Raw genomic sequence first — 23,236 nt, forward strand, 5'->3', positions numbered from 1 at the left:
TAGGTTACAGGTGTAAAGGTGGTGACATCAAAGCCGAGTAATACTAATCGCCCGAAGCTTTCTCAAGCAACAGAACTATATTGTTGTCTTCTCACCCTTTTCAATAACTTCTTTCAATAATATGTCAATTGTTATGGCAGCAGTGAACAGTGAATAGTGAGGTTTCCTTTCTATACTCACCAATCACCACTCCCAACTAACAATAAAGATCTTCAGGTGCCTATATCGGCGGTGTCCACCTCTTCCCATTCCGAACAGAGAAGTTAAGCCCGCCAGAGCCGATGGTACTGCGGTAAAACGTGGGAGAGTAGGTCGGTGCCAACCTTTACTAAAGCCCCTTTCAGCAATGAGAGGGGCTTTTTGCGTTTTATGCTCTTTTCCCTGCATATCCAACCGGAATGTCATTCCTCCTTAAAGCTTCGGCTATGCCCGATAATGCTCGCATATCTCTATAAATTTCATCAGAAGAAATAGCACCCAAGCTTCTATTCATTCTTCCTCTTATCTGCAGATCGTGTTACACCACCTGACGCGGTAGATCAGGCTTGGCACCCCCATCTTACTTATACAAATCGTACTGGATATCGCTTTGCCAGGATATGCTGAACAAACAATTTCACCATAACCCCACAAAGGGTGGAAGTAAAGAGGGCGTTCGCTTTAAAAACTATTACGACGCCCCGACTCGACGCTAAATGGAATATTTTAAAACCGAGCCGCCAGCCGATATCTGGAAGGGCAGCGGGAACGGTTTTCTGACATAAATTTCCAGCGTGTCAATCTAAATTGATACTGGCTTATACGTAAACTCGTTTTCACGCGACGCAACAATTTATACAAGGTAGCAATTTTAGCAATTTGTGGTGGCGATTAGGCCATTTCCGTAATACGCGCTTTTTTAATCTTCGGTTTCTTAGCTTTGTTGCGCCGCCCCCACCAAATTATAAAACCGGTAACAGGCATGCTCGCACAAATTAAACTGCCAAAAAAGGCGGCAATTTTACCTGCGAGGCCCGCAACAGCGCCTACGTGAATGTCATAGTTCATGCGGGCTATCTTATCAGCCGTACTGGCTTTTGCCAGCCTGCCGTAAATATGTTTAACAGGTAACTCTTCAAGCGTATATTGATCATAAAAGCGATAATCAGCCTGCCAATAGGTGTACGGGTCAGGATTAACAGCTATTTCAATGGAAGCCTTATTGTTTTCAGGGAAGTGCACATCCATGCTGCCTTTAAAGTTCGTCAGTGTGTCATTGGTACGTGCCCAAAGTATATCGGTCGGAGGCGCATTTTGGCTGATCTTATTCATTTTGGTAGTGTCGGACAGTGACTCGGTGAACTGCACTTGCGATTTACCGCCAGAAGTTACCCAGTACATTGATTTGGCAAACCATTGAAAACCCCACACCAATCCGGTAATGGCAATAAAAATAATTACCCAGGTCATGTAAAAACCCAGCACGTTGTGCAAGTCGTAATTTACGCGGCGCCACTTGGCATTCCACTTTATGCTGAAGCGCTGTTTGGTTGCCGCGCGGTTTTTTGGCCACCAGAGTACAACGCCCGATATCAGCAGAAACAAAAACATGAGGGTACCGGTAGCTACAATTGGCTGGCCTATTTTAGGCGGCAGCCATAGGTAAAAGTGCCCATCGATCACGATACGGAAAAAATCCTGGTTCATATCCTTAACCCTGAGCACCTGTCCGGTGTACGGATTCATGAAAACGATGTAGTAATATTTAGGCTCGTAGCCGTAGTAAACGGCCATTGCCGACCGCCCCGTCTGGTAATTAATGCTATGCGGTTCTTTACCTTTTATCTGGGTGTTGGCAATCTCCTTGAGTTTTGATGGCGGCAAAACCGGTTTATTTTGTACCTGGGAAAAGCGATAGGCTTGGGTAGCATCTTCAATTTCCCGTTCAAATGCCAGTATACAACCGGTAATGCCCAAAAAACAAACCAAAAGGCCCGACGCAAGGCCGAGCCAAAGGTGCATTTTTCCAATCCAGTATTTAAAGTTTTTTTTAGCCGCCATTGTCATCTGTTGAGTGACAAAAATGCGAAAAATATCTTTATTAAGATTGATTACAAATAAAATACTTACAGCATTACTGCTTTAAGTACACCCTGTGCATATTCGCCCCAGTCCTTCATAGCGCTTTTAACGGTGTTCACAAATGTTTTGCGGTCAACCGCCTTGCCTTTTGCCGGCGCGTTTAACGATGCAGCGGGAACGTTGGTGTCGGTAACTTTTGTTGCAAACCAAGTGATGTTATCATGCGGCAGGGCAACGCCCAATATCATGCCCGGTAAACCCGAAAATGATTCCGGCCCACCTGATACAGGTATCTCATCCGTGTAAAAAGCCACTACATAAATAGAATCTAAAACTAAGGCATTAGCCCGGCGGCATTCGTAACCGGCAATATTGCGGGTTTCGCTGGTTATCTTCCATTTAATTTGACGGGTGCTGTCTTTCAATAAAAAAGTTTCCTCAAATACCTTTTTCTGGGCGATAATTTTATTGGCGTTTAAGTCGGTAAACACCACGTTATTTTGCCCGACAATTGCCCGGTTACCCCAGTACTGCGGATTATTCTCTTCCGGAATAGGCGTGAACAACGTTTTATTATCACCAAATGCTAAGGTAGCCTTCAGCTTTTTAAACTGCGGATTGTTTCTTTTATAGGCATCATACACATTGGCCATGTATGTTTCATTGTCCTTGTTTATCTCTTTACGTAACAGGGCGTACATATTGGCTGATTTTTCAAACTCAATAGTGCCTGATTTGGTAAAGTGCTTATTTTGAGCATTCAATGTACCTATGCTTAGTACCACAAGTACTAACAATGCTGTAAGTTGTTTGTATATCGTCTTCATGCTGATATTAATTTTTGGCAACGCCGCCGCCCATGTGGTTAAAATCATAACTAATTGAGAACATAAAATACCTGCGTATAGTGGTATAAGTGTTTTGGTAGATGATGTTATTGTTTGCGCTACGGCTAAACCCGGTGTTTTGGTTTAATAAATCGTTCACAGCTAATGATAGCCTTAAATTATCCTGTTTCATGAAGGTTTTTGTAACAGAAGCGTTCCAGATAGTACGGCGGAACGGGTCGGCAAATGTTTGTGTTGCCGCCTGGTACTCATGTTCTATGTCTGAACCTATTTGTATTTTGAAAGGCAGGTAAACATTAAATCCGCCGGATAAGTTATATGCCCTACCATTGCTGTTACGCTCCGGATTTAACGAGGTTTCATTGGTGTTGTATGACGGACGAAAGTCTACCCTGATATCATATTTCTTAGTTGCGTATTTAGATAAAGACAGGCCTAATGAATAGGAGTATGCCTTGGTGCGATTCTCCTGGTTGTTCACCATGTTATAAAAAGTATTGCCATTGATATTACCGTTTAAGCCGGCGTTAAAGCCCCAGAATATTTTACGGTTATACCAAAGCCCGCCATAAAAGTTATTGGTTTGGCGGTTTGGCAGGTTGAATGATTGGATAACGCTTCTACCGGTAATGGTATCGGTAAATACGTTGGTAACTATCGGGTTGGTAGTGAATGAGTACGAGCCGTAAAGGTTCATCCACTCATCAGCCAAAACCTTATATGAGTTGGCGTTAAAATTAAGACGGTGCGTAAATGATGGATCCAGATCGGGGTTACCTAAAGTGATATTCAGTGGGTCATTATTGATGCGTATAGGCTGTACCTGATCAATAGTAGGCTGCGTGGTATTACCATTGTAAGATAACCTAAACGATTTTTGCTGCGAGAAACGGTATTGCCAGCTGGCCTGCGGAAACCAGTTGGTAAAGTTCCGGTCGAAACGCATATTGTTAATGCGGTTAACCTGTTGAAAGTTTACAATGGCTGCTCTTGTACCAAAATTTAAAGTGGTTTTCCCTTTTTTATAGTTAAACACGGCACCCGCCTGGTTTGATAGCTGGTTCAATTTAAAATCACTGCTTAATGAGTCTATCTGGCGGTTGTAAATGCCGTTAGCAACTGTTCTTTCGAAGGTGCGCCTGTCGGCAGTGGCATTGTTAATGTTCACACCGTAATTTAGCACCACTGAAAAATCTTTAGTGAACGGCTCCGTATATGTAATGTTTGAATTTAACAATACGCTTTGCAGGTCATTCACTTTATACTGGTCAATATTGGTCGTACTATCAAGCGCGCCGCTTCTGTCGTAATAATTGATGGTTGATTTCAGGAAACCGTCGGCATTGTTACGCGTTACTGATGGCGCTATATTTACCGAGAATGTACGACCCTTTTTCTTTAGCTTTTTGTTATAAAAGATAGATGCGTTAAAAAGCTTTTGATTACCGTCAGTTGTCAATTCACGCACGTTGTCGTTCTGTAAGGTATCATTACGGCGACTAACGGAGTTGAAATTCTGGCGGGTATCGCTTTCTTTTAAAGTACCGCCAAAAGTTAGCTTCAGGTTTGATGTGGTATCTATTTTCAGATTATATGTACCATCAAGTTTCTGCCTGAACAGGTAGTTATCAAATTTCTGATCGGATAGCGTGGTTTGGCTCAGCGTTGGCGAAAGGTTATTAATATTGATGGAGTTGTTGGTTCCTTCAACCTCTATCGAACCTATTTTGTAGTTGCCGTTAACAGATTCCTTATCCTCATTCCATTTGGTATCAAAATGAGCGCCGCCGGTGCGCGCTGTTGGTAAGCCCTGGCCGCTGTAACGCCCGTCAAACGAGTCGAGCTCATCGCCGCCGCTGCTAAAGAAAATGGACACGCTGCCATCGTCGCCGTAAGTAACGTTGTCTGATCCGCCGCCGTATTTATCATTGTCATTCCACCCCAGGCCGGTTTTACCGGTATTGCTCAGCGTACCGTATACCGAGAACTTCTGTTTGTTTTTAAAGGTGTTGAACATCAGTTCGCCCTGGTAAAAATCGCGGGTGCCAACGGCGGCCGATGCTTTACCGAACGAGCCTTTCTTCTTGTCCTCTTTTAGCTTTATATTAAGGGTTTTGGTTTTCTGGCCGTCGTCAATCCCCGTGAAGGTAGCCTGGTCGCTTTTCTTGTCGTACAGCTGCACCTTGTCAACCATATCGGCACGCAGGTTTTTGGTAACCAGGGTTGGGTCATCGCCAAAAAATTCTTCGCCATCAACCAATACCTTACTCACAGTTTCGCCTTGCGCGGTTATTTTGCCATCCTTATCAACCTGAATACCCTGAAACTGCTTTAGCAGGTCTTCCACCTTGGCATTCGGTTGTATTTTATAGGTTTTGGCATCGTATTCAGTGGTATCGCCCTTTATTTTTATTTGCGCCGCAGAGCCTTTGATCATCACTTCCTGCAAAAGGCGCGATTTGAGGCTGAGCTTAACCGTACCGAAGTTATAGTCGGTTTTAGCGCCGTCTAACTTAAACTGCTCCACGTAATCAGCATAATCAGGGTAGGCAACCAGCAAAATGTAACTGCCCGGCGCCAACTTCGGAAAGTTGAATTTACCATCGCTGGCGGCGCGTGTATAACTTACCAGGATAGAATCTTTAGCCAGGAGAATACTTACAGATGCGTTTTCAAGTTTTACATTGGATACGGTATCGGCAACAATACCTTTCGCTGTGTAATTGGTTGTAGGGGATGGCGTTTGTGCGAACACCGTAAGGCAACTCATCATGAGCATAATAAGCGCCGAAATTGTGTATTTCATATAAAGCGTATAGGTTGCAGCAATAATAACTAAATTTTTAGGTAATAAATATTAGCGGAATGTTAATTCGATTTTTTTAACACTTTTTAACAGTATTGTTACTCATTATATGTGCATAAGACATTTCTTGTACGCCCTTCGTTACACTTTCTGCAAAATAAATATCACCACTGGGAGTTAGATTTTGATTGAGGTTATGGCAACGCAATATTTGCATAGTATGGCCCGTAACCGCATTGTAGACGCGAAAATTGTACGTTGTTTATAATCAAGCGTAAAAAATTTGATAATACCTTTTAGCAAAATCAAAAACCCATATATTAGCAGCTTTGGAAAAACCCATACAAAACCAACCAAATGAAGAAATTATTAACTATTACTTTTTTATTGACCATCATTTTCAGGTCGTACGGTCAGCAAACTGACCTGGCTGCCCTGGTAAATCCGCTGATGGGAACCGATTCGCAGTACGATCTGTCGAACGGTAATACTTATCCTGCCGTAGCCCTGCCTTGGGGCATGAACTTTTGGTCGCCGCAGACCGGTAAAATGGGCGACGGCTGGATGTATACCTACGATGCGCACAAGATACGCGGCTTTAAACAAACCCACCAGCCATCGCCGTGGATGAATGATTATGGCCAGTTTGCCATTATGCCGGTTGTAGGCAAGGGCAAGGTAAACCAGGATGCAAGGGCCAGCTGGTTTTCGCACAAGGCTGAGGTTACCAAACCTTATTACTACAGCGTTTACCTGGCTGATCATGATGTTACTACCGAGATCACCCCGACTGAGCGTGCGGCACAGTTCCGTATCACTTACCCTAAAAGTGACGAGTCATTCATCGTGATTGATGCGCTGGACCGTGGTTCATGCATCAAGGTATACCCGGAGCAAAAAAAGATAGTTGGCTACTCAACCAAATATGCACGTGGCCCGCTTAAAAACTTCAAAAACTTTTTTGTTATTTATGTAGATAAACCGATTACCGTAGCTAAAACCTACAAAGATACGGTTGAAAACAACGGCCTTGAGGTTGATGATAAACACGCGCTGGCAGTTATAGGCTTTAAAACCGTAAAAGGCGAAAAAGTAAACCTGCGCGTAGCTTCATCATTTGTGAGCATTGAGCAGGCTGACTTAAACCTGAAACGTGAGCTTGCATCTGATAGCTTTGATCAAACTAAAGAAAAAGCACACACCACCTGGAACAAAACGCTTGGCCGTTTAACCGTTGAAGGTGGTACCGACGAGCAACTGCGTACTTTTTATTCATGCCTATACCGCATGTTGTTCTTCCCGAACAAATTGTACGAGATCGACGCTAACAACAAAATTGTTCACTACAGCCCGCACACCGGTAAAACCGAGCCCGGTTACAAATTTGCGGGTACCGGTTTCTGGGATACCTTCCGCGCGTTGTATCCGTTCCTGAATTTGGTTTATCCATCTATAAACAAAGAGATGCAGCAAGGCCTGATCAGCGATTATAAAGAAGGCGGCTGGTTGCCGGAGTGGTCAAGCCCTGGTTATGCCGATATCATGATCGGTAATAACTCAGCCTCGGTAGTTGCTGATGCCTACATTAAAGGCGGCCGTGGTTATGATATCAATACTCTTTGGGATGCCGTGATACATGGTGCCAACAACGAGGATTCAAAAAATTCATCTATCGGTCGTCGTGGTGTTAAATATTATAACGATTTAGGTTATGTGCCTTACGATGTTAAAATAAACGAGAACGCTGCCCGTACGCTGGAGTATGCTTATGATGACTTTGCCATCTACAGCCTGGGTAAAGCTTTGGGCAAACCTGAGTCAGAGATCGCTATCTATAAAAAACGCAGCCGTAACTACCGTAACCTGTTCGATAAATCAACCGGCTTTATGCGCGGTAAAAACCAGGATGGCACATTTGCTTCGCCATTCAGCCCACTTAAATGGGGTGACGCCTTTACCGAAGGTAACAGCTGGCACTATACCTGGAGCGTTTTTCACGATATTAAAGGTTTGATTGGCCTGTATGGCGGCAACAAACAATTCGCTAACAAGCTGGATTCAGTATTCATCATGCCACCGGTATTTGATGATAGCTACTATGGTGGTGTTATCCACGAGATCCGCGAGATGCAGATTGTGAACATGGGGCAGTACGCGCATGGTAACCAACCTATTCAGCACATGACCTACCTGTACAACTACGCGGCTGAGCCATGGAAGAGCCAGTACCATGTACGTGAAGTAATGGACAAACTATACAAACCAACTCCGGATGGATATTGCGGTGATGAAGATAACGGCCAAACATCGGCCTGGTATGTGTTCTCGGCAATGGGTTTTTACCCGGTATGCCCTGCGGTTGACCAGTATGTTATCGGTTCGCCATTGTTCAAAAAAATTACCTTAAAGCTGGAGAACGGCAAAACGGTAACTATAAATGCAGCCAATAACAGCAAAGCAACCCGTTACGTTAACACCATTACTGTTGATGGCAAGCCATACACCCATAACTGGTTAAGCCACTCAGCACTGCAAAAAGGTGGTGTTATCAACTTTAACATGTCGGCACAGCCAAACAAAACACGTGGTACAGGCGCGGCAGATGCTCCGTACTCACTGTCAGACACTGAGAAGTAATAGTACATTATTATAAAAGCAAAAGGGGCTGCATTGAAAAATGCAGCCCCTTTTTTAAGCTATATGTCAGCTTTTATTGCTGTACAATTTGCCATTGCTGGTTGTTGCCGCTATTCCACGGCCATTGAATAACGTTCGCGCCATCAGCGGTTGAGCCGCCGTTAACATCGAGCGCCTGGCCGCTATTACGGTTGATGATACGGTAATAACCGCCGTCGTTAGCAACCACCTGCCATTGCTGGCTGTTGGCTCCGCTCCAGGTTGATTGTGTGATGCCCGCGCCGTTAGTGGTCGATCCGCCATTAACTTCGAGCGCCTTGCCGCTGTTGCGGTTGATAATACGGTAATAACCACCGCCATTATCAATAACCTGCCACTGCTGGTTGTTGCCGCCATTCCATGGCCATTGTATAATGTTGGCACCGTTGGCGGTTGAGCCGCCGTTAACATCAAGCGCTTTACCGCTGTTGCGGTTATTAATACGGTAGTAAGCGGATGAGTTAAAGGTACTGCCCTCGCCCCAGCCGTAACGTATACGCGCCAAACCCGATGCATTGGTAGTAGTAAGCGTAATGTTGGTACCGCTGCCGCCACGGGTTTGTATGCTATAGCTGTCGCCGTCGCGCAGGCCCGGCCAGTAAACGCTGGCAATACCATCAGCCCTGAACACGTTTGTTGAGCCAACTATATAAGCTATCTCGTTATCGCTGCCTACGGTGCCGGTATAATTTTTTCCGGTGGTCATGGCGGCGCCGTATTCGGTTACTACGGTGCGGCTGGCATAGCTGCCAAAGCGGCTGCGCCAGTCGGACTCCCATCCGCTAAGTGTACGGGTAGCCCAAAAGGCGTAATTATGCAGGGACAGCAGGCAATTGGTAAAGCGGCTGTCGGCCCCGATGCCGGTTACATTTTCGGAGTAGCCGGTACCGCCAAGCAAAATGCGGTTACGGGGCACATTGGGGTAACGGGTAAGCCACTCGGCGTAAATGGTAGTAAGCTGTGCCTGGGTGTAACCGTGCGGCTCATTAAACACCTCAAAGTATACATTGGCGTTGCCCTGGTATTTGGCAACTACAGTTTGCCACATATCCCAAAATTGAGTGGTGTTATCGATCATGCCATCGCGGGATGAAGCTGCTTCCCAGCAGGCCAGTATCACTTTCATGTTTTTGTTGAGAGCGCGGTCAATAGCGCCGGTGTATGATCCCCACCATGACTCAAGGACACTTGGCGGATTAATAGGCAGCCTGACCGTATTTACACCTGGCATATTGGTTTGAAAGCCTGTTAAAATAGCATTCGCTTTATCAGATACCGTTGTATAATTATCGCCCGCTTCAAGGCCCGATGGGATCACCCACCCATCCACAAAGTTATCGCGCCCGTCGGCCCAGTTTACGCCGGCTATCGAGGCCGCGCCAACGGCCAGTGTTTGTGTGTCTGAAGTGGTATCGGGCGATTTAACATCTGCTTGTTTTTCTTTTGAACAGCCTGACCATAGCAAAGCCAGTAAGCCAAGCGACATAAGCGTCTTTCTTTTCATAATTTTAGGTTAAGAAGTAATGAATTATTGGTTAGTACAATTACACTGGGTACTAAAGTCGGGCTTTTTGTCAAGGCCGATGCGGGGTAAACGGGTACAATTCAGGGGAGTATTGAATAATAAAGCGGTGCCGACTGCATTACAGCATCATGTAATAGTTACATAAAATGCATTTGTAAGTGGGCTTTTGTTTGCATTTAACTATGTATTTTCATTAGTTTTAGCCCGGCACAATTATACCGGCCAATTAGTAACCTGTTTCTGTAAATTCTTTTTAATCTTTCAGCGCAATTACGCGTCTGAATAAAAAACAAGATTTATCGAACACTTGCTAAAACGTTTATGTTGATCAGATAATGTACGCTACATTACCTATCAGCGTATTGTTGTGCTGCAATTAAAGAATAAACTAACGGGTTATAAGCCCGCTATTCGGAATAAATTAAACTATGGAAAGAAGAAAATTCATCGCCAGCACCGCTATGTTAGGTGCGGGCGTACTGGCCAGCAAGCTATCAGTTGCGGGCTCACTGGCCGATTATCCGGTTGTACGGGTAGCTGCTGCCAAACGTAACTTTACCAGCAAAGCTGTTGAGGCCGCTATTAAGGAGTTTAAACAAAAGGTAAAAGATAAAGAGCTGGGCTGGTTGTTTGAAAACTGTTTCCCGAATACGTTAGATACTACGGTTACTTATAAACAAAAGGATGGCCGCCCGGATACGTATGTAATTACCGGTGATATTGATGCCATGTGGCTGCGTGACAGCAGCGCCCAGGTTTGGCCGTACTTTCACCTGATTAAAAAGGATAAGGCATTGCAGGACCTGATAGCCGGTGTGATAAATCGCCAGGCAACAAACGTGCTGCGCGACCCTTATGCCAACGCTTTTTATGATGACGCGGCAAAAGTAGGCGAGTGGAAAACCGACCATACCGATATGAAACCCGGCCTGCATGAACGCAAATGGGAGATCGACTCGCTTTGTTACCCCATCAGGCTGGCGTACCAGTACTGGAAGTTAACCGGCGATACCAAACCGTTTGATGCTACCTGGAAAAAATCTATCGAAACTATCCTGAAAACGTTTATTGAGCAGCAGCGTAAGGACGGCGATGGGCCATACCATTTTCAGCGTACCACACAGTTTGCTACCGATACGGTGCCAATGAGCGGTTACGGCTACCCGGTTAAGCCTGTTGGTTTGATCTGCTCAGCCTTCAGGCCAAGCGATGACGCTACGGTTTATTCATTCCTGATCCCGTCAAACTTCTTCGCGGTTACGAGCCTGAAACAGGCGGCCGAAATGGTAAAAACTATCTCGAAGGACGATGCCCTGGCAACTCAGCTAACCGCTTTGGCTACCGAGGTTGACGCTGCCCTTAAACAGCACGCTGTTATTGATGTGCCTACTTACGGAAAAGTGTATGCCTTTGAGGTAAACGGCTACGGCAGCTATAACCTGATGGATGATGCCAACGTGCCAAGCTTGCTGTCGTTACCTTATTTAGGCGCTATGCCAAATACTGATCCTATTTATATCAATACCCGTAAGATGATACTTTCGCTGGACAACCCTTTTTTCTACAAAGGTACCGCAGCGGAGGGTATTGGCGGCCCGCACGTAGGCAAGGATATGATATGGCCGATGGCGATCATTATGCGCGCGCTTACCAGTAACGATGATGCTGAAATAAAGGAATGCATCCAGGTGCTGAAAAGAACGCATGGCGATACCGGCTTTATGCACGAAACCTTCCACAAGGATAATCCGAAGAAGTTTACCCGCAGCTGGTTTGCCTGGGCAAATACGCTGTTTGGTGAGTTGTTGTGGGAAACCTATCAAACCAAACCGCAGCTTTTACAGGCGTAACCACAAATCATCAGCCTATGAAATTAAGAATAACTTTAGCTATAAGCCTGTGCACCGCCTTTGCCTTTAAGGCGGGCGCACAAACCAAGGCCGAATATCAGCAACGTATCAATACTTTATACAGCGGTGTGCAGCAGCATTTACATGATGCTGCCGCCGGTTTGTATTATGAGGATACAAAGCCCGAATCAAAAAAACGCCACTCGTACCTGTGGCCGCTTTGCGCGCTGGTGCAGGGTGCGGATGAGATGGATAAACTGGAGCCTAAGAAACATAGAATCGATACGGTATTGGCGGCTATACAGCAGTACTATCGTGCTACGCCGCCTGCGCCGGGCTACCAGGCCATGGTGGTGCATGACGAAAAGGACTCGCGTTTTTATGATGATAACCAATGGATAGGTATTGCCGCTTTAGACGCTTATAATCGTACCAAAACAAAAAAATACCTGGAGCTGGGTAAAATGATCCATCGCTTTCAGTTAACCGCTTATGACGATGAGGCCGGCGGCGGATTGTACTGGAAAGAGGATGAACGCACTACCAAAAACACCTGCTCAAACGGCCCGGCTGTATTGATCGCCCTGCAACTGTACAAGATCACCAAGGAGAAAAAGTACCTGGACACGGCAATGCTGATCTACAACTGGACCAACAAAAACCTGCAGGCGCCATCAGGTGTGTTTTATGATAATATCAAGATACCATCGTTAAATGTGGATAAAGCAACTTATACCTATAATGCAGGTACCATGCTGCAGGCTAACGTATTGCTGTACAACATAACCAGGGATCAGAAATATTTGACCGAGGCCAAACGTATTGCGGATGCATCAAAAGCGCATTTTTTCAGGAACGGGCGTTTGCCGGGCAACTACTGGTTCAATGCGGTGCTGATACGCGGTTATATGGAATTGTACAAGGTAGAGAAAGATAAAGCCCGCCTGCAATTTATTATTGATGATGCCAACGCCATCTGGAACACAGAGCGCGAGGGTAACCTGGTAGGTAAGCGTAAGGAAAAGGCGTTGATTGACCAGGCCGCCATGATCGAGATCTACGGCAGACTGGCCAGCCTTAAATAAGGGTTTACTTAAATTACTATATTAGCTATTCATCCCGCCATTAATTGTGGTTGGATGAATAGCTTTTTTTATGGACATGCCATCCGTTTTTCGCCGAACACGTATAGCGCCTACACCCAGCGGTTACCTGCATATAGGCAACGCGTTATCATTTATTATAACCGCCGGTTTGGCTGCCGAAACAGGTGCCCAAATGCTGCTGCGCATTGATGATATGGACCGCGCCCGAGCCGATGAACGCTATGTACAGGATATATTTGATACCCTCGGTTTTCTGAATATTCCCTGGCAGGAGGGGCCGCGTGATCCGCAAGAGTTTAATAGTGGCTGGTCGCAAATGTTAAGGCTGGATAAATACAACGCCGCTTTGGAGCAGGTACGGAAAAGCGGGCAGGTATTTGCCTGTAATTGCAGTCGGTCGCAACTAAAAGGGTTGGCGGCATATCCCGGCAATTGTCGCTATAAAAATATCCCGCTGGATGAACCCGGCGTGAGCTGGCGTTTAAAAACCGAACCGGCAACTATCAGTATAAAAACCTTGAACGGATATATAACCGAGCCGCTACCTGTCGAAATGACTGACTTTGTAATACGAAAAAAAGACGGTTACCCGGCTTACCAATTGTCATCAGCGGTGGATGATGTGCTTTTTAATGTTGACCTCATCGTGCGCGGGCAGGATCTGTGGGCATCAACACTGGCGCAATTATATTTAGCGCAAATATCGGGCTTGCCGTTTAGTAACGTTACTTTTTATCATCATCCATTATTGTTAGGTAGCGATGGCACCAAATTGTCAAAATCAGCAGGCGCAACATCCATCAAATATATGCGGGAGCAGGGCTATTCAACAGAAGAAGTGTTAATCGCTATCGCGAAGCAAACCGGAGTAAATGAAACTATGATTGATTGGCGGCAGCTTTATGATAGACTTAAAGGAAACCTGCCATAAAAAGAAATTACTGGCCGCCGGTTTTTAAATACATATAAATTATACCTACCGCTACAATGGTAAGCAGTATCAACAAACCGGCAACGCCGCGGCGTTTATCCTGGCGCATTACCCAAATCAAAAAAACTACCAGTGGTATAACAAATATCAGCCAGAATATAAGCGATGGAAAACTCATGTGTTTTTTATTGAGTCCGGAAGTCGGGAAAGACCGTATCCGGATGTGTTTGCAAATATAGATTTTTTTAGTCCGGAAGTTGAAAAGTCCGGAAGTCCGAAAGTTGTGCTTCAGACTTATACTATACGGCTATTTTCTTCTTCTTTCGGACTTTTCGACTTCCGAACTACTTCAGCTAAAACGGCATCCGTGCCAATGGCGCTACATCCTGGCCGATGAATTCACCTTTCAGGAATTTGTGGTAACCCGCAATGGCTATCATGGCGGCGTTATCGGTACAGTATTCCATTTTGGGGATAAAGGTACGCCAGCCCAGGTCCATGCCTAATTGCTGCAAGCCCTGGCGCAAACCGGTATTGGCCGATACACCACCCGCCAATGCTACATCGGTAATGCCGTATTGCCCGGCAGCTTTACGCAGTTTGTTGAGCAAAATGGTAGCAATACGCTTTTCAACCGAAGCGCAGATGTCGTTAATGTTTTCCTCGATAAAGTTAGGATTCGCCGCCACGTTATCCCTGATGAAATAAAGGATGGAAGTTTTCAATCCGCTGAAGCTGAAATCAAAACCGGGTATTTGCGGCTCAGGGAATTTATAAGCGTCGGGGTTGCCGCTGCGGGCGTATTTATCAATCAGCGGGCCACCCGGGTAAGGCAGGCCTAATACCTTACTGGTTTTATCCATGGCTTCACCGGCGGCATCGTCAAGCGTTTGGCCGATGATCTCCATATCAAAATAATCCTTCACCAGCACAATTTGCGTATGCCCGCCCGAAACGGTAAGACACAGGAATGGGAATGCAGGGTTATGATCGCCTATAAAATGGGCCAAAACATGCGCCTGCATGTGGTTAACCTCTATCAACGGGATGTTTTTTGCCAGCGCGAAAGCCTTGGCAAATGATACGCCAACTAAAAGTGAGCCTAAAAGTCCGGGGCCGCGTGTAAAAGCCACCGCATCAATATCATTTTTGTTTACTTTTGCGTTTAATAACGCCTGTTGAACAGCGGGAACAATATTTTGCTGATGCACACGCGAAGCAAGCTCAGGCACAACGCCGCCGTAAGCTTCGTGTATAGTTTGATTGGCAATAATATTGCTTAGGATGTTACCGTCAGCACATACCGATGCCGAGGTTTCGTCGCACGATGACTCTATGGCTAAAATTACAGGCACAATTATCTTTTAAAAACGCAAAGTTATTAAAAAAGTACTCAAAATAACGTTAAGCATAGTATTGCTCATTGTATTGATGATTAGTATACTACTGTTGGCTTTTCAGTACAAACCGGTGCAAACATGGGCAGCCAAAAAGGCCACCTCCTACCTGTCGAAAGAATTAGATACAAAAATTGATATTAAAAGTCTGTACATAAAACCGTTTTCATCTGTTGTGCTTGAAGGGCTTTATGTGCTCGATAAACAAAAGGACACCCTGCTGAGTACGCCAAGGTTAATAGTAGAAGTAAGTGGCTTCTCGATATTCAACAGCATCAAAAAGCGCTATATTGATTTTACCTCGGTGCAGCTGGATAACGGCTCGTTTTACCTGAAAAAACAGCGCGACAGCACAACCAACCTGCAATTTATTATTGATTACTTTAACTCGGGCGATACCACCAAAAAGGCCAGCAAACCCTGGATACTTGATTTTGAACGCATCGGCATCAATAACCTGCGGTTCAGGTACAAAAACCAGCTGCGCGATACCCTGGTAAAAGGTGTCAACTTTGATGATATTGATGTAAAGGGATTTAGTGCTGTTGTGCGTAACCTCGATTTAAAAAATCACCTGTTCAAAGCATCAGTTAACAAACTGACGCTTAAAGAAAAGAGCGGATTTTATCTTAAAAATTTAACCGCTCAAACTACGGTTGATACTAACCAAATTTTGCTACAGCAGCTTACGCTGCAAACACCTAATTCATTTTTGCGCGATCATTTTAAAATGAGTTTTGACTCCTTTGATGATTTCAGCGATTTTGAACGCCGCGTAAACATGGATGCCGATTTTAAGAACGCGCACCTCTCCTCAAAAGACGTAGCTTACTTTACCAGCAGTTTAGATAAAACCCAATTTGAACTGGGCGTAAACGGGCGCATCCGTGGCAGGGTTGATAATTTGCGGGCCACCAACCTGCTGGTTACCGCCGGGCAAAGTACCTATGTAAAAGGTAATTTCAGGGTGAAAGGCTTGCCCGATTGGGAGAACACCTTCCTTGGGTTGGATATAGAACAGATCGCCACTAATAAAAAAGATCTGGACTATATAGTGAAGCGCTTTACAGGCAGTAACAAGCAAATGATACCTGCTATTGTAAGCAAGTTTGGCAACGTAAACTTTAGCGGTAATTTCAGCGGCTTACAGAATGATTTTGTGGCTTATGGTACTTTCAAAACCAGGCTCGGCCGTTTTGATACGGACATCAACCTGAAGATCGGTAAAAATGGAATACCGTCATACAGCGGTAAGCTAACTACCAATCAGTTTGATTTGGGTACACTGATAGATGATAAAACCATCGGTCGTACCTCATTCACCGCGCAGGTTAAGGGCAGCGGCGATGAGCTTAAGAATTTGAACATAGCGGCCAACGCCAAACTGAAAACTTTCCAGTTTAAAGGGTATACGTATAACAATGTATCGGTGGATGGTACGTTTAAACGCCGTTTTATTGATGGGCTGGTAAAGATAAACGACCGCAACATCAGGCTTACGCTGGACGGAACACTTGACCTGAACCCGAAACTGCCCGTATACGATTTTACTGCTAATATTCAGAACGCTCATCTGAATAAGCTTAAGCTGATGAAGGATACCATTACGGTGAGCACCACCTTGAACGCCGATTTTTCAGGTAATAACCTCGACAACATAAATGGTAATATATTTTTAACAGGTACCAGGCTGGTAAATCCGCGAACTAATTATGTGGTTGATTCTCTTTACCTGGCGGCGAGTGGCAGCGGCAGGCAACGCTTGCTGGAGTTTCAGTCGGACGCGGCTAATGGCAGTATAACCGGTAACTACAGCCTTTCAACACTGCCCGATTATTTCAAGACCATTGTTAAAAAATACATTCCATCGTTAAAAACGGATATCAAGCCGTTTAAACCGCAGGATTTTGATTTCAATTTTAAACTAAAGGATGTTGATCCGTTGCTGGCTGTTTTTATGCCGGGTCTTAAAATACCTGATCAGGGTACGCTGATCGGTAAGTTCAATTCGGCGGACCAAACCGCCACACTTACCGGTTACATTAAAACTATCCAATACAATAAGATCATTCTGCACGATCTGATTATTGACGAGAATACGGCGGCTCAGTACCTCAACGCTAACATAACGTTAAGCAAGGTTGACCTGAGCGATAGTTTGTACGTGAAAGATGTAAGTATCACCAACTTTTTGAACCGCGATAGCCTGAACTTCAACGTCAAACTATCGGATAAGAACGCTACCAATCAGCTGGACCTTTACGGTTTGGTAGAGTTTGGCCGGGATACCACCGCCAAGCTGAAACTATTACCGTCTGACGTTATACTCGATCGTGAGCAATGGAAACTGGAAGAGCAGGTGCGGATCAGGCTGCTGGACGGTAAAACCCAGATATCAAACTTTGAGCTAAGCAACGGCGAGCAGATGGTAACTGTTGATGGTTTTATATCAGACAAAGCAGAGGATAAGCTGAATGTTGTTTTTAAACAATTCCGCATGAGTACGCTTAATCCGTTAACCAAACCATCGGGTATTGCGTTACGCGGGGCGCTCAATGGCGAGGTAATATTAACATCGTTGCTTAAAGCGCCGGGTATGGATGCTGATTTGGGAATTGATACGCTGATGATGAACGCCACGCAGGTTGGTAATGTCAAAATTATATCGAACCTGGATAACGAGCGTAAAAAAGCCATCGTTAGGCTAAATATTCTTAACCGCGGCTTGGAAACAATGGATATTGAAGGTGCTTACTCATTGCTGAAAGATGACGAGAACGCGCTTGACTTCGACATCAACATGAACCAAACGGAGGCAATTATTTTTACGCCTTTCATAAGCAACCTCGTGTCAGATGTTAAGGGAACCATATCAACCAGTTTAAAACTTACGGGCTCATTGCAAAAACCATTGCTTAATGGCTTTGTCACCCTGAACAATACTGGGGTAACGGTGAACTACCTGAAAACGCCGTATACTTTAAGTGACCGTTTGGATGTTGAAAATAGCGTAATCAAGATTGATAAGATGGTGCTGAAAGATAACCGGAAGGGGCAGGGCATCGTAAATGGTACGGTCGATCTGAACAATATATCAAACCCTACGCTTGATATTAAGATTGAAGCGACCAACCTGCTGGCGCTAAATACAACATTTAAGGATAACCACCTGTATTATGGTACCGCCTTTGGCAGCGGCGATTTTAGCTTTACCGGGCCTATTGATAACATGAAGATTGATATACGTGCTGCTACGCAGGCAGGTACAGTTTTCAATATTCCGCTCAACGCATCATCAACTGCGGCCGATTATGATTTTATCAGGTTTGTAAGCCATAGTGATACTACCAAAAAGGAAGCTGAAGATATTTCTAAAAAATTTAACGGCGTTACGCTGAACTTCGACCTTAGTGCGGATGAGGGCACTACGGTTAAAATTGTTACCGATTATGGTAAGCTTGAGGGTAACGGCGTTACGCGTAACCTGAAGCTGAATATTAACAGTTTAGGTGATTTTGAGATGTTTGGCGACTTCCTGATCTCATCGGGCAAGTTTGAGTTTACGGCCAAAAACTTCATCAGCAAAAACTTCCAGGTAAACCAGGGCGGTACCATCCGCTGGACGGGCGATCCGGCCAACGCCGAAATTAACCTGAATGCCGTTTATGAGGTGCGTACCAATATTGCGCCTCTGTATACCGCCGCAGGTTTTACATCGCCACGTGGCAACCAGCAGGTTTTGGTACAGGCGCAGTTGTTGCTATCCAAATCGTTGTTATTGCCGGTTATTGATTTTGATTTTACTTTCCCTACCGAGCCAAATATTAAAGAGGATGTGGCAACATATCTGTCAGATAATACCAACCGCAGCCAGCAGGCGCTGAGCATCATCGTTCGCAGGAGCTTTACGGCCGGTACAGGCGGCGGTAACCTTAACGAGCAGGTGCTGAGCACGGCCAGCGATGCAGTGAGTGAGTTTGCCTTTAATCAGCTGAACAGCTTTATAGCGCAGTCAAACATCAAGAATATCGACTTAAACATACGCTCCTTTAACGAGGCGAGTTTATCTGTTAGACTATTTAACGACAGGCTTATACTGAACGGAAGTTTGTTTACCAATACGGGTAGTAATAACCTGTTTTATAACAACACCAACCTGTTTAATGCTAACTTTAATAACCTGACCAAAGACTTTGAGGCGCTTTACCGAATCCGTAAGGATGGTAACCTTACCGCCCGTTACTCGTACAGGGTATTAAGCGGTACAGCGTTGAGTACCTTTAACCCGCTGGATGTGCAGTATGTAAATGGTATTGGTTTGGTTTACCAGCGCGATTTTGATAGCGTAGGTGAGTTTTTACGTAACATATTCAGGCAGGGCAGGCGCCGTACAGCACCTACAACACCTAACCCGATCAACCCAACACCGGCACAATCGCCAACGCCGGCGGTTAACTACAAGCTGAGGGATGACGATGAATGATTAATGATCGCGCATAATAGCGTGATCCATCTTATCGCGTTTGGTACGCAGGTAATGTTCGTTATGTTTGTTGGCCGGTATTTCAATAGGCACATTTTCAACCACCTCTAAACCATAACCAATTAAACCCGCACGTTTTTTGGGATTGTTGCTCATTAAGCGCATTTTGGTGATGCCCAGGCTGCGGATGATCTGCGCGCCTATGCCATAATCGCGGTGATCCATTTTAAAGCCAAGCTCCAGGTTAGCCTCAACAGTGTCGAGCCCGTTCTCCTGCAAGTGATAAGCCTTTAATTTATTTACCAGGCCAATGCCACGGCCTTCCTGGTTCATATATACAATAACGCCTTTACCTTCCTGCTCTATCATCTCCATGGCTTTGTGTAGCTGTGGGCCGCAATCGCACCTGCACGATCCGAATATATCACCGGTTACGCATGAGCTGTGTACGCGTACCAATACCGGTTCATCAGGCTCCCACGTGCCCTTTATTAAAGCCATATGGTTTTCGCCGGTGTCTATCTGTGTATAAGCAATCATATCAAAGTCGCCCCACTGGGTAGGCATCTTTACGGCGATCTCCTTAGTAACTAAGGTTTCGGTGCTCAAGCGATAGGCGATCAAATCCTTAATGGAGATGATCTTCATTTTAAATTCCCCGGCCATCTTCATCAGCTCCGGCAAGCGGGCCATTTCACCGTCCTCGGTCATTATCTCGCAGATAACCCCTGCCGGCTCAAAACCAGCCATCACAGCGAGGTCTACGGTAGCCTCAGTATGCCCTGCACGGCGCAGTACACCACCTTCCTTGGCAATCAGCGGGAATATATGTCCGGGTCTGCCAAGGTCAGCAGCTTTTATGGTCGGATCAATAAGGGCCAAACAGGTTTTTGAACGGTCAGACGCGGATATGCCCGTTGTACAACCATGCCCCAGCAAATCAACCGATACGGTGAAATTAGTTTCGTGCGAGGTGGTGTTACGCGTAACCATCAGGTCGAGCTCCAGTTCCTGCGCGCGTTCGGCAGTAATTGGGGCGCAGATAAGGCCCCGGCCGTAACGGGCCATAAAGTTTATCGCTTCGGGGGTGGCATTGCGGGCGGCGGTTAAAAAGTCACCCTCGTTCTCCCTGTCCTCATCATCAACAACTATAATTATTTCGCCATTTTTAAGCGCTTCAATGGCTTCGGGTATGGTGTTAAGCATCTTAGTCAGATCAGTGTACAGTAACAAAGTTACATTAAGGTTGCGGCAATCCGGTCGGTGTTGTGTAAAATAACTTTAGGCTGCCTTACGCTTGAATAAGCGGTTAAAAAAGCGTTTATAAGCTTCCATATCAAACAATGCGGAATCGGTAGCAGCCTTGTATGACAGGAACATGCCGATGGGCGAAAGCACGAATATGGCGATCCACATACCTATTGCCGGCGGGATGGCGCCATCCTTTACACCCTTTTCGCCAATAGTGGATATAATGTGGTACAGCAAAAAGAAGACAACCGATATAACCACCGGCATACCCAAACCACCCTTACGGATAATGGCACCCAGTGGCGCGCCTATCAGGAATAATACCAGGCAGGCTACCGATAGCGTGAACTTTTTTTGGTACTCCACCACCGAACGGCGAATGTTCTTCATGGTTTCCTTGGAGTTGGTTTCGTTCTGCTTAAGCATGTCCTGTATAGTACGGACCTCGCTTAGCGCGGTGGACACGGTACTGATCTGTTCATTAATTTCCATCCCGCCCAAAACTGAATTATTTTTAGGTGCGACCGGTTTTTTAACTGAATTTGATTTCTTTGGCAGCGTGAAAAACTTTACATAGGGCGAAAGCATTTTATACGTTTGCGTTACCGTACTATCCACCTGTTTTTCAGTCGAATCGCGGTAATGGCGTAATTGCTTCAGGTTCATCATCACGAAGGCTGACCGAAATTCGTCCTGCGGGGTACGTTTCATGTTCAAACCTGAGATGTCGAATTTTATTTCCGTATTTTGAAAACGCACCCGAACAAATACCTGCCTTGGGTCGAAGTTACTTTCACTGCGTTTTTCTTCGTAACGTATGCCGTCCTTAAGCTTAAGCACCAAAAATTTATCGCCCGGCGACCGGTACATTACGCCCTCTTTAGCCATGATGACGTTCATGTTGTTGGTCTTTTCGTCCTTTTGATAGATCATGATGTCGTAAAGCGTTTGCCCGTCCTTGCCTTTACGCATTACGCGGGTAGCCGCACCGGGGAAGTTGGTGGTAAATACACCTTCCTGCAGTAACTTGGCTGATTTTTGTTGCCGAACATCATACAGCAGCGAGTAGTACTTGAGGTTGGCTACCGGCAGCATATAATCAGAGAAAACGAACGCGCTGATAGCTAAAATAGCCACCACGATGAACATGGGGGCCATGGCGCGGCGCAGGGATATACCGGCAGATTTAATGGCTACCAGCTCATAATTTTCGCCGAGTGCGCCATACGTCATGATAGAAGAAAGCAAAACCGACAGCGGCAGCGCCATGGCTACGTTTGTGGCTGAGGCATATAGCATTAGCTCGGCAATAACGTACCACTCAAAACCCTTGCCCACCAAATCATCAATATACTTAAACAAAAACAGCATCAGCAGAACGAACATTACTATAAGGAATGTTACCACAAATGGCCTGATGAATGATTTAAGTAATAAAAGGTGGATCTTTTTCACACTGCAAAAATAAGGAAATAAAATTCCGCAGGCGGGCGTACCTGTGCCTGTTGTGCAAAGTAAACGTTATAAAAGGCTAAGTAGTATTGCGGTAGCCTGTCAGGCGCCTAATACGCTTATGAGGTAATCAATCTGGTTATCCCAAATCAGGCGCCGCTCGGCAATTGAGTCCTCGGTGGCAAAATCGGTAATGGCCAGGGCCACGTCATTGGTCAATTCATCCTGCACTACTTCCAATTCAAAATAGTATGGCTCATCGTCGAGCCATTTAAAGCGTACCAGCTTGTTCTCTTTAGCATTAACAAGTTTGGCTCGTTGCTGTTCGTCGTCCCAGGTAAAGGTATAGATCTGATCGCGCACGTTAACATCATCGGCAAACCATTGTGAAAGGCCGTTAGGTTCGCTTATAAAACTGTATAAAATTCTGGGTGATGATTTGATCTCATATTCCAGGTTGAATTTCTTCTTATCGGGCATAATCAGGGTTGTGACACAGTACTATAAAAGCGCTGGCAGTAAAAGTTGAACAATTTTTCTAAAGAAAACTATTTTCTACTATATTTGCAAACCTTTTTACAAAGGCACACAATTAAAATATCCGGCGGGGTAGCTCAGATGGTTAGAGCGTAGGATTCATAACCCTAAGGTCGGCAGTTCGATCCTGCTCCCCGCTACTTACAATGAAAGCTCGTTACATTATGTAGCGGGCTTTCATTGTTTTCTACGTAAAATACACATTCGCGCTGTATTATTAAAAGAAATTATAGGCGGATTTGAAAGGGTTATTTTATGTCTTACTTTCTAAATTCTACTAGTTTGCGATGAGATTTAGACTGCGTATCTTCAC

The 23,236-nt window shown here is 45.2% G+C and carries 14 protein-coding genes, 1 tRNA gene and 1 rRNA gene; 7 read left to right on the top strand and 9 right to left on the bottom strand.

Translation table 11 applies throughout. The features are described from left to right. The first annotated feature begins 212 nt into the window (after positions 1-212). Positions 213-324, top strand: a 5S ribosomal RNA gene (gene rrf / locus ABD960_RS00005). A gap of 546 nt (positions 325-870) precedes the next feature. Here the strand turns inward: rrf and ABD960_RS00010 are convergent. The 3 genes from ABD960_RS00010 to ABD960_RS00020 form a co-directional block, all read right to left on the bottom strand. Continuing rightward, a complete protein-coding gene (locus ABD960_RS00010) occupies positions 871-2,040 on the bottom strand; it encodes a PepSY-associated TM helix domain-containing protein (RefSeq protein ID WP_345328660.1) in 1,170 nt (389 codons plus the stop codon). Between the two features lie 65 nt (positions 2,041-2,105). Next, positions 2,106-2,888 carry a GLPGLI family protein gene (locus ABD960_RS00015; protein WP_345328662.1) on the bottom strand — a complete coding sequence of 261 codons (783 nt, stop codon included), beginning with the start codon at positions 2,886-2,888 and terminating at the stop codon, positions 2,106-2,108. Positions 2,889-2,895: 7 nt separating this feature from the next. Beyond that, on the bottom strand, positions 2,896-5,715 hold the full coding sequence (locus tag ABD960_RS00020) for an outer membrane beta-barrel family protein (protein WP_345328664.1): 2,820 nt from the start codon (positions 5,713-5,715) through the stop codon (positions 2,896-2,898). Positions 5,716-6,072: 357 nt separating this feature from the next. On the opposite strand from ABD960_RS00020, the gene ABD960_RS00025 reads away from it, so the two are divergent. Beyond that, a complete protein-coding gene (locus ABD960_RS00025) occupies positions 6,073-8,352 on the top strand; it encodes a GH92 family glycosyl hydrolase (RefSeq protein WP_345328666.1) in 2,280 nt (759 codons plus the stop codon). Positions 8,353-8,425: 73 nt separating this feature from the next. Here ABD960_RS00025 and ABD960_RS00030 read toward each other — a convergent pair whose 3' ends face one another. Then, positions 8,426-9,895 (bottom strand): RICIN domain-containing protein, encoded by a 1,470-nt coding sequence (locus ABD960_RS00030; RefSeq protein ID WP_345328668.1) that lies wholly within the window; start codon positions 9,893-9,895, stop codon positions 8,426-8,428. Between the two features lie 449 nt (positions 9,896-10,344). Between ABD960_RS00030 and ABD960_RS00035 the strand changes: the two genes are divergently transcribed. From ABD960_RS00035 to ABD960_RS00045, 3 genes are all read left to right on the top strand, one after another. Continuing rightward, a complete protein-coding gene (locus ABD960_RS00035) occupies positions 10,345-11,766 on the top strand; it encodes a glycoside hydrolase family 125 protein (RefSeq protein WP_345328670.1) in 1,422 nt (473 codons plus the stop codon). A gap of 17 nt (positions 11,767-11,783) precedes the next feature. Next, positions 11,784-12,851 (top strand): glycoside hydrolase family 76 protein, encoded by a 1,068-nt coding sequence (locus ABD960_RS00040; protein WP_345328672.1) that lies wholly within the window; start codon positions 11,784-11,786, stop codon positions 12,849-12,851. 70 nt (positions 12,852-12,921) lie between these two features. Continuing rightward, the gene (locus tag ABD960_RS00045; protein WP_345328674.1) at positions 12,922-13,803 is read left to right on the top strand and encodes a glutamate--tRNA ligase family protein; all 882 of its coding nucleotides are present in this window, start codon (positions 12,922-12,924) and stop codon (positions 13,801-13,803) included. A 7-nt stretch (positions 13,804-13,810) separates the two neighbouring features. Here the strand turns inward: ABD960_RS00045 and ABD960_RS00050 are convergent, their stop codons facing one another. Further along, complete coding sequence (locus ABD960_RS00050) at positions 13,811-13,981, bottom strand: hypothetical protein (RefSeq protein WP_345328676.1); 171 nt, start codon at positions 13,979-13,981, stop codon at positions 13,811-13,813. Between the two features lie 175 nt (positions 13,982-14,156). Continuing rightward, positions 14,157-15,158 carry a tRNA (adenosine(37)-N6)-threonylcarbamoyltransferase complex transferase subunit TsaD gene (tsaD, locus tag ABD960_RS00055; RefSeq protein WP_345328678.1) on the bottom strand — a complete coding sequence of 334 codons (1,002 nt, stop codon included), beginning with the start codon at positions 15,156-15,158 and terminating at the stop codon, positions 14,157-14,159. Positions 15,159-15,234: 76 nt separating this feature from the next. Between tsaD and ABD960_RS00060 the strand changes: the two genes are divergently transcribed. Beyond that, positions 15,235-19,683 (top strand): translocation/assembly module TamB domain-containing protein, encoded by a 4,449-nt coding sequence (locus ABD960_RS00060; protein ID WP_345328680.1) that lies wholly within the window; start codon positions 15,235-15,237, stop codon positions 19,681-19,683. Here ABD960_RS00060 and ABD960_RS00065 read toward each other — a convergent pair whose 3' ends face one another. The 3 genes from ABD960_RS00065 to ABD960_RS00075 all read right to left on the bottom strand — a co-directional run bounded on the left by ABD960_RS00065 (position 19,684) and on the right by ABD960_RS00075 (position 22,866). Next, positions 19,684-20,889, bottom strand: a complete 1,206-nt coding sequence (locus ABD960_RS00065) for a bifunctional 3,4-dihydroxy-2-butanone-4-phosphate synthase/GTP cyclohydrolase II (protein WP_425563463.1) — start codon at positions 20,887-20,889, stop codon at positions 19,684-19,686. It abuts the gene before it with no gap. A 75-nt stretch (positions 20,890-20,964) separates the two neighbouring features. Next, a complete protein-coding gene (locus ABD960_RS00070) occupies positions 20,965-22,389 on the bottom strand; it encodes an LptF/LptG family permease (RefSeq protein ID WP_345328682.1) in 1,425 nt (474 codons plus the stop codon). A 99-nt stretch (positions 22,390-22,488) separates the two neighbouring features. Next, on the bottom strand, positions 22,489-22,866 hold the full coding sequence (locus ABD960_RS00075; RefSeq protein ID WP_232179076.1) for an START-like domain-containing protein: 378 nt from the start codon (positions 22,864-22,866) through the stop codon (positions 22,489-22,491). A gap of 123 nt (positions 22,867-22,989) precedes the next feature. Here ABD960_RS00075 and ABD960_RS00080 point away from each other — a divergent pair. Next, positions 22,990-23,063: transfer RNA gene (locus ABD960_RS00080), tRNA-Met, on the top strand. The last annotated feature ends 173 nt before the right edge of the window (positions 23,064-23,236 follow it).

This window comes from Mucilaginibacter defluvii (assembly GCF_039543225.1).
Classification (GTDB): domain Bacteria; phylum Bacteroidota; class Bacteroidia; order Sphingobacteriales; family Sphingobacteriaceae; genus Mucilaginibacter; species Mucilaginibacter defluvii.